Annotated in this window: 6 protein-coding genes and 1 pseudogene; 3 read left to right on the top strand and 4 right to left on the bottom strand. The window is 70.9% G+C overall.

Going from position 1 to position 8,700, the window contains the following annotated elements; genetic code table 11:
- Positions 1-104: 104 nt before the first annotated feature.
- From FBT69_04395 to nadC, 4 genes and pseudogenes are all read right to left on the bottom strand, one after another.
- Positions 105-215: pseudogene (locus tag FBT69_04395) on the bottom strand (PE family protein).
- 224 nt (positions 216-439) lie between these two features.
- Positions 440-1,282: a hypothetical protein gene (locus FBT69_04390; GenBank protein MDL1904039.1), complete on the bottom strand. Its 843-nt coding sequence runs from the start codon at positions 1,280-1,282 to the stop codon at positions 440-442.
- 86 nt (positions 1,283-1,368) lie between these two features.
- Positions 1,369-2,175, bottom strand: coding sequence for a hypothetical protein (locus tag FBT69_04385; GenBank protein MDL1904038.1), 807 nt, complete (start codon positions 2,173-2,175; stop codon positions 1,369-1,371).
- Between the two features lie 81 nt (positions 2,176-2,256).
- On the bottom strand, positions 2,257-3,183 hold the full coding sequence (nadC, locus tag FBT69_04380; GenBank protein ID MDL1904037.1) for a carboxylating nicotinate-nucleotide diphosphorylase: 927 nt from the start codon (positions 3,181-3,183) through the stop codon (positions 2,257-2,259).
- Positions 3,184-3,331: 148 nt separating this feature from the next.
- Between nadC and FBT69_04375 the strand changes: the two genes are divergently transcribed.
- The 3 genes from FBT69_04375 to FBT69_04365 all read left to right on the top strand — a co-directional run bounded on the left by FBT69_04375 (position 3,332) and on the right by FBT69_04365 (position 8,667).
- The gene (locus FBT69_04375) at positions 3,332-5,722 is read left to right on the top strand and encodes a VWA domain-containing protein (protein ID MDL1904036.1); all 2,391 of its coding nucleotides are present in this window, start codon (positions 3,332-3,334) and stop codon (positions 5,720-5,722) included.
- Between the two features lie 282 nt (positions 5,723-6,004).
- Positions 6,005-6,724 carry a response regulator transcription factor gene (locus FBT69_04370; GenBank protein MDL1904035.1) on the top strand — a complete coding sequence of 240 codons (720 nt, stop codon included), beginning with the start codon at positions 6,005-6,007 and terminating at the stop codon, positions 6,722-6,724.
- Entirely contained in the window at positions 6,721-8,667 is a 1,947-nt protein-coding gene (locus tag FBT69_04365) for a HAMP domain-containing histidine kinase (GenBank protein ID MDL1904034.1), read from the top strand. The genes FBT69_04370 and FBT69_04365 overlap by 4 nt, the downstream gene beginning before the upstream one ends.
- Positions 8,668-8,700 lie beyond the last annotated feature (33 nt).

Genomic DNA, 8,700 nt, shown 5'->3' with positions numbered 1-8,700 from the left:
CGTCTCCTGGGACGGCAACGTCATCGTGGGCGAGGCCGTCGTCCTCGACGACAACGGCAACGGCGCGTTCATCTGGACGCCCGAAACCGGCATGCGCCGGGTCACCGACGTCCTCGCCGAACTCGGCGTCGCCGTCCCACCCGGCTGGTACCTCCTCGCCGCCTACGGCGTCTCCGCCGACGGGCGGACCATCGTCGGCGGCGGGATCAACCCCGCAGGCAACTCCGAGGGCTGGGTCGCCTACCTCGGCCCCACCTGCCGCGCCGACTTCAACAAGGACGGCGCGGTCACCACGCAGGACTTCTTCGACTACCTCAACGCCTGGGCCGAACGCAGCATTTTCACCGACTGGAACTACGACGGCGTCGTCAACACCCTCGACTTCCTCGCCTTCCTCAACGACCACGCCAAAGGCTGCCCGTAGGCGCCGCGACGCGCCTCAATCACCGGCCGGCTGCTCCGCTTTCCAGCGTTCGGCCTCCTCGTGCCGCGACTCGCTGCCCAGGTAGAGGTCGTCGTAATAGACCCGTGCCCTGGCTGGCGGTTCATCGGCTTTGCGGTCGTCGTAGCGCACCTCGAAGAGCACGCGCAGGCACTCGAAGTCGCGCGGCTCGACGCCCCAGTGCTTCCTGAAGTCCTCGCGCAGATCGAACTCGAAGAAGATCCACTCGTCCTGCACCGGTTCGCGCGCGTCCCCCACGGCAGAACCATGCTCCGGGTGCGCCATGATGAACTTGCGGTTCGTGATGTTCAGCGGCGCCGCGTCCACACCGCCGAGGACGTACGCCATCTGGTAGTTGCCGGCATTGCGCACACCCGATGGCAGGCGCCTCGCGTTCCACACGATCACCACCACCTGGAGGTACTGCTTCGTCGTCCCGCGCTCCCACCCTTCGACGCGGTACCACCCGCTGAGTTTCTCCGGCGCGGCGCCCGACGCGGCCTCCTGGATCACGCCGTAGATGCGGACCGATGGATCCTCGTAGCGCGTGCTGTCCATGTTCAGCAGCGCGCTGCGTCGTCCGCCGCGGGCGCGATCCTCGGTGATCGAGAAGTGCGACCAAGCGAATGGGTTCTCGGCGGCGAACGACCACCACGGGTCCGGCCCGTCCTCGAACCCGGCGTTCACGAACCAGTTGCCGTCCGGTCCCGGCTCGACCGAAGGGGGGGGACGGGTCGGCGCGGGCTGCCTCGGTTTGGCCGGCTCGGGCGGCAACTCCTGGGCCGCGAGCGGCGCGCCGAGAAGCAGAGCCAGACCGACGGCCGCGGCGAGCGCGTTCATGGCCAAGTGTAGCCCGTGCCGTCGCCGTTGGTCTCGCGTTCCTCTTCTTTATCCTCCGACGGCGGTGCATCGCGTTGCGCACTCGCTCACCGCCGCTCGTGGACCAGGCTCGTCGTCTCCGCCGGCAGCGTCGCCCGTCCCCCCCCGTCGAGCGCAAGCGTCACGCCGCCGCCGTGCGAGATCGACTCGACGACGCCGGTGTATGAGCGGCCTTCGTGCGTGAACGTCCGGCGCGTGCCGCGCAGCACGTCCGCCCGATGCGCCGCCGCGTCGAGCGCGTCGGCGTGCGTCGAGAGCGTGTCGTGCATCGCGTGGACGACGAGGATCGCCGCGTCGAGCCTGGATGCCCGCGACCCGCACTCGCGGAGCGACACGGCGCGCCCGCGCAACTCGTCGGGCCAGTCGTCCTCGGTCTGGAGGACGTTCAGGCCGACGCCGACGAGAGCGAGGCCGTGCCGCACTTCGACCAGCACGCCCGCGATCTTTCGGGCGGTGGGGCGTTCGACCGCGTCGTTGGGCCAGCGCAGGCCGAAGGTGCGGAAGTCGTCGCCGCCGCCGATGGCGCGCTCGGCGGCGAGGCACGCGGCGATCCCGGCGGCGAGCGCGAGCCTCCCTCGCCACTGCGCGCCGAGCGTCTCGGCTTCGAGCACAATCGTCATGGTGAGCCCGAGGGCGTGCTCGTCTGTCCAGCGGCGTCCGAGCCTGCCGCGTCCCGCGGTCTGACGACCCGCGACGAGCAGCAGCCCGGGTCGGCCGGCGCACATCGACCATGCCGCGTCCTGCGTGGAACCCGTCTCGGCGAGCACCGCCACGCGGTCGAACCACGGCGACCGCAGCGCAGCCACCGCCGCTTCCAGCGCATCGGGCCACTCTGTCAGTGCCTGTTCACGCATGATGACAGCGGACAGCGGACATTCAGGACGCCGAACCTGCACTCCTGCACAGTCACCAAGCGCCCCGCCTTCCCATCGGCCTCACCCCGCGTCCATCCCAACGTCGAGCCACACCGCGTGGTGCGTGATCGACCCGGCGCTGATCCGCTCGACGCCAGTCGCGGCGATCTCACGGATGGTCTCGAGCGTCACGCCGCCGGAGGCTTCGAGCTCGATCCGCGAGTCGGCGGCGTCGCGCCTCCGCACGGCCTCGCGCAGCGTCACGGGCGGCATGTTGTCGAGCAGCACCAGGTCGACCAGCCCCGACTCCACGGCCAGCACGGCGTCCAGCTGCTCGACTGAATCGACCTCGACCTCGACGAACCGCACGAGCCGCCCCGCCTGGCGCATCGCCCGCGCTCGCAGGGCGGCCTCGCGCACGCGCTCGCCCACCTGCTGCGGCGTCAGTCCGGCAAGGTGGTTGTCCTTGATGAGCACGGCGTCGTGCAGCCCGATGCGGTGGCACCACCCGCCGCCGCAGCGCACGGCGTACTTCTCCGGGCCGCGCAGCCCGGGCGTGGTCTTGCGCGTGTCGTACAGCCGTGCGCGAGCACCCTCCCCCATGGCCCTGACGAACGCCGCGGTCCGGGTCGCCACGCCGCTCAGGCGTCCGATGAGGTTCAGCAGAGAGCGTTCGGCCGCGAGCAGTTCCCGCGCCGGTCCGGACAGGCGTGCCAGCGTCGCGCCCGCCCGCACGGTGTCGCCGTCGCGTGCAGCCGGCTGGAAGCGTGTTCCCGGCGCGAACACCGCCAGCACGGCGGGAACCGCCGCCAGCCCGCAGGCGACCCCCCCCTCGCGGGCCACGATGGTCGCGTCCAGCCGTGCGCCCTCGTCTACCGCGACCAGGCTCGTCAGGTCCACGCCATCCGGGCCGAGGTCCTCGCGGTGCATCGCCCGCACCAGCGCGTCCAGGTCGCCGCGGAGCGCGCCGAACAACTCGGGAAGGGAGAGGGCGTTCAGGTCGGTCATCGCAGCATCGTAGAGGCCGGCGGGAGGCCCGCCCCACTTCCGATTCGCTCGCCTTCCCCGGCGGGTTACAAAGCGGTTGCGCCCCCAACGCCATTCGGGTGGTACAGAAGAGCGTGCGGCCATCGCACACAGACAGAAGGAGCCAGCCATGCGGCGTTTCCTCGTCGGCCTGCTCGCGCTCGCCATGTTCCTCGCGACCCCCTTCCCAGGCGTTGCGCAGCAGGCCGACGGAGGTCCGCACAATGTCATCATCCCCCAGCGTCGCGTCGTCCTGCCCCTGCCCGACGCCCCGGTGCGGCTCGAATCCGTCGGCGTCGAAACCGACATCCGGGAGCAGATCGCCACCACGACCGTCACCATCGTCGTCCGCAACCCGGGCCCGCGCCCGCAGGAGGCGCAACTGCTGCTGCCCGTGCCGGATGGCTCGGCGGTACGCCAGTTCCGTCTCGAGGGCCTGCCCGACGAGGGCGTCGCCAAACTCCTGCCGCGCGACGAGGCCCGGCGCATCTACGACGACATCGTTCGGCGCACACTCGACCCCGGCCTCGTCGAGTTCATCGGCTACAACCTCATCCGCACCAGCGTCTTCCCCGTGCCGGCCAACGGCACGCAGCGTCTGCACCTGACCTACGAGCAGGTGCTGCCTGCCGACGGCGAACGGATCGACTACGCCTTCCCGCGCAGCGAGTCGCTCGAGGCCGGCGACGTGAAGTGGTCGATGGGCGTCACGATCCGCACCGACCGCACCGTCACCACCGTGTACTCGCCCACGCATGAGATCGTGACCGAGCGGTCGGCGGGGCGCATCCGCGTCACGGTGCCGGAGCGGGCCGCGACGGAGCCTGGCGCGTTTCGGCTCTCGTACCTCTTCGCTCGACCCGAGGCCGGGGGCGCGAGCGCATCGCTCATCGCTTATCCCGATCCGCGCGTCGGCGCGACGCCGACGGGGTCCGTGAACGGCGGGTACTTCCTGTTGCTGGCCGCGCTGCCGCCGCTCGAGAACGGCAAGGCGCGCGCCCTGCGACGGGAGGTGACGGTCGTCATCGACCGTTCCGGGAGCATGCGCGGTGAGAAGATGGACCAGGCAAGGGCCGCCGCACTGATGATCATCGAGGCCCTCGACGAGGGCGAAGCGTTCAACATCATCGACTACTCGGACACCATCGAGGCGTTCGCACCGCAGCCCGTGCTCAAGAACGCCGAGACGATCGCCCGCGCCCGCGAGTACGTCGGCGCGATGCAGGCGATGGGCGGCACCAACATCCACGACGCTCTGCTCACCGCTCTGCGGCCGCCCGTCACGGAGGGCTGCCTGCCGATCGTGCTGTTCCTGACCGACGGCCTGCCGACGGTCGGCGAGCGGCGAGAGGGCGCGATCCGTGAGGCCGCGCTCTCGGCGAACACGCACAAGCGCCGCGTCTTCACCTTCGGCGTGGGCTACGACGTGAACACGCCGCTGCTCTCCGCGCTGGCGCGATCGACCCGCGCCACCAGCACCTTCGTGCTGCCGAAGGAGGACGTCGAGGTGAAGGTCGGGCAGGTCTTCCGGCGACTGCGCGGCCCCGTGCTCGCATCGCCCACGCTCACCTACCGCGCCGCAGACCCCTCGAAAGTCGCCGGTCAGCCGCTGCGCCAGCTCATGCCCTCGGAACTCCCGGACGTCTTCGACGGCGACCAGCTGGTCATCCTGGGGCAACACCTGACGAACCAGCCGGTCACGTTCGTGCTGAGCGGCATGGACGCGACGGGCGAGCTGCGATCGTTCGAGTTCACCTTTGCGCTCGACAAGGCCAGCCCGCGGAACAGTTTCGTGCCTCGGCTGTGGGCAAGCCGGCGCATCGCCGTGCTGCTCGACGAGATCCGACAGTCGGGCGCGGACGCGGGCCTGCCCACGCGCGAGCGCCGCGAAGACGACCCGCGGATCAAGGAACTCGTGGACGAGGTGATCCGGCTGTCGATCGAGTACGGCATCCTGACGGAGTACACGGCGTTTCTGGCAGCGGAACCGGGGACGCCCGAATTCGCCGGCGCGCCCGAGATCGACCTGGGCCTGGTGCTGCGGTTGTCGCGCGGTGGCGGCGATGCCGGACTCCCCGACTCGCCGCAGCGAGACGCGTACCGCCAGCGCCAGTACGACCTGGTGGCCGAAGCCCGGAGCGACCGCGCGGGCGGCGGCGCGGTGGCGAAAGAGGCCAACCTCAACGCCCAGATCGACCAGAAGTCGCTGAACCGTCGGCAGGTCATGTTCGCGGGGGGGGACGTCAGGGCGAACGGCGGAGCGCTCGCTGCTGCGCAGATAGCCTCCGTCAAGCAGGTCGCGGACCGGACGCTCTACCAGCGCGGCCTGCGCTGGGTGGACGCCGAGATGCTCGAGCACGAGAACGAGGAGGCCGAGGCCGTCGTCGAGTTCGGCACCGACGCGTACTTCGACCTCGCCCGGCGCTTCGCCCGCGAAGGCCGCCAGAGCATCCTGGCTGTCAGTGGCGACCTGTACCTGCTGCTCGACGGCAAGCGAACGCTCATCAAGGGGCCGGCGTGAAGCGGAGAGTGACGGAGTGACGAGGTGGGAACAGAGAAGAGAACCTGCTACGGGTGGACACGGGCGCGCATGGATGACCCGGAATCCGGAAGCTGAGGCCTGGATGCCGACACTCGGAGTCTCAAGCCCCAACGCCCCGATCTCAGGTTCTCTTCGCTGTCAGCCGGTTTCACCGGCGTTCATCCATGCCCATCCGTGGCGGGTTCACCTCGCCGTGTCCTCCCCGCTCTTCCCCGCGATCTGGGTGTTCCTCTTCCCGCGTACACTGACCCCGGAGGCGCCATGCCCATAGCCCGCGTGCTGGTGGTGGAGGACGACGACGCGATCCGCCGCGGGGTCTGCGACGCCCTCGCCTTTCACGGCTACTCCGTCCTCGAAGCCTCCGAGGGTCTCTCCGGCCTCGAAACCGCCAGCAGCGCGGACGTGGACATCGTCCTGCTCGACGTGCTCATGCCCGGTCTCGACGGGATGACCGTGCTCGAGCGGCTCCGCCGGGTCCGCCCCTCGCTCCCCGTCATCTTCCTCACCGCCCGCGGGGAGCAGGAGGACAAGGTGCGCGGCCTGCGCCTCGGCGCGGACGACTACGTCGTCAAGCCATTCGGCGCGTCCGAACTCATCGCCCGCGTCGAGGCCGTGCTGCGCCGCAGCGCGGAACGCCCACAGCCGCTGCGCACGCTCAGCATCGCCGGCTGCACCTTGGATTTCGAGCGCCGTGAACTCATCCGCGCCGACGGTTCGCGCATCGTCCTGCCCGAGCGCGAGGCGGACCTGCTCGCGTATCTCGCGCACAACCGCGGGCGGGCCATCTCGCGCGACGAACTCCTGCTGCGCGTGTGGGGCATCGACCCGCGCGGCATGCAGACCCGCACCGTGGACATGGCCGTCGCCCGCCTGCGCGAGCAGCTCCGCGACAACGCGGCCGAGCCGCGGTTCATCGTCACCGTGCGCGGGCGGGGCTATATGCTCGCCGCCGCGCCCGAGGGGGCAGAGGCATCGCCGTGACCGGATCGCGCCGCCTGACCTGGGTCGTCTACGCCGTCTGCGTGCTGCTGGTCATCGACGGTCTGGGGTGGGTGACGTGGCAGATGGTCCGGCTGGAGCGGCGCGAGGCCGAGGCCCAGCGCCACGCCCGCCAGCAGGAGTCGATCCGGCTCGCGTTGTGGCGGATGGACTCGCTGCTCGCGCCGATCATCGCCGCCGAGGCCGCGCGCCCGTACTTCCAGTACCGAGCCTTCTACCCTGCCGAACGGGCGTACACGCGGATGTGGGAGGAAGTGCTGCCGGGGGAGGTGCTGGTGCCGTCGCCCCTGCTGACCGGCCCTGCGGCTCCGATCCTGCTGCACTTCGAGGTCTCCGACAATGGCTGGCTCGTCTCGCCGCAGGTCCCGACGGGCAACATGCGCGACCAGGCCGAGGCAGCCTACGTGCCGGCGGCGCAGGTGCTCGACGCCGAGCGTCGGCTCCTCGCGCTGACGGCGATGGTGCGCGGCAGCGCGTTGGCCGAAGGAAACATTGAAGCGATCAGACCCGGGCGACTGCACATGGAGCGACTGCACATGGAGGAGTTCCCCGGGGAGGCGGGCGCTCGCTTGCGCGTGCCCGCAGCGACGCTCTCGAAGGGCGACGCCGAGTACGAGGCGCGCCAGCAGGCCGCGGAGATCGCGCGCGGGGCGGCCCAGCAGCAGCGGTTCGAGGACGCCGACAGAGCGCAGACCGCCACCCCACCGCCCGCGGGCTACCTCGTCAAGACAGAAGCGACACAGCCCGCTACCGAACCGCTCACGCTCGGCGCGCAAGCGCTCGACTCGCTCGCCGCGTCCGCCGTCGAGACCGGCCCGCTCATGCCCGTCTGGCTGGCCGACACGGCCAACGCACGCCCGGAACTCGTGTTCGTCCGTGCCGTCCGCGTCGAGGGGCGTGAGACCCTGCAAGGCTTCTGGATCGATTGGCCGGCGTTGCGCTCGATGCTCCTGCGTTCTGTGGCCGACCTTCTGCCCGCCGCTCAACTGAGGCCGGGCCTCGAAGGCACGCCCGACGCGCGACTGACGGGCGGCCCGTCCCCCCCCCTTGAGCCCGGCTTGATGCTCGCGGGCATCCCGGCGGGACTCGTGCCGGGCGACTGGGCCGCGGCCCTCGTGCCCGTCGTGACACCCACCCGCATCACGCTCGTCGTTTCCTGGATCGCCGTGCTCGCGGCGGTCGTCGCCATCGGGCTTGTGCTCCGCGCCTCGCTCGCCCTCTCCGAACGCCGCGGCCGCTTCGTCTCGGCCGTTACCCACGAACTCCGCACGCCGCTCACGACCTTCTGCCTCTACTCCCAGATGCTTGCCGACGGCATGGTGCCGGAGGGTGAACGCCAGCGAGGCTACCTGACCACGCTGAAGGCCGAGTCCCAGCGACTCGCGGCCATCGTCGAGAGTGTCCTCGAGTACGCCCGTCTGGGTGCGCGGCGTCGGGCCAAAGCCCCCAACGCTTCGGACGCCTTCGACGCCGTCGAGCTGCTCGGCGGGATCGTCCCTGCTCTCGCCGAGCGCGCCGCCCGATGCGGCCTGACGCTGCAGGCGAATCTGAACCACCTCAACGGCGCGCGGCTGCGTGGCGATCGCGCCTCGGTCGAGCGCATCCTGACGAATCTCGTGGACAACGCCTGCAAGTACGCTGCCGGGGCCGGCGACCGGCGTCTGCTGCTGCGCGCCCGCCGACGTGACAACCGGGTCGAGGTGCGCCTGCGCGACTTCGGCCCGGGCGTGCCGCGGGCGGAACGGCGACGCATCTTCAGCCCCTTTGTCCGGGCCGCTCGCGACGCCGACGCCGCCACCCCTGGCCTGGGCCTGGGCCTCGCTCTCTCACGCGGCCTGGCGCGGGCAGCAGGCGGCGACCTCCGGCTCGCGCGCACTCGAGGGCAGGGTGCGGAGTTCGTGCTCTCGCTGCTTACCGAGGGGTGAGGCGATACCGCGGCGGGTGACTTCCATCGCATC

The organism is Synechococcales cyanobacterium CNB (genome assembly GCA_030263455.1).
Lineage (GTDB): Bacteria > Planctomycetota > Phycisphaerae > Phycisphaerales > UBA1924 > CAADGN01.
Note: the sequence above shows the minus strand (reverse complement) of the source record. Positions and strands in the feature narration are given on the sequence as shown.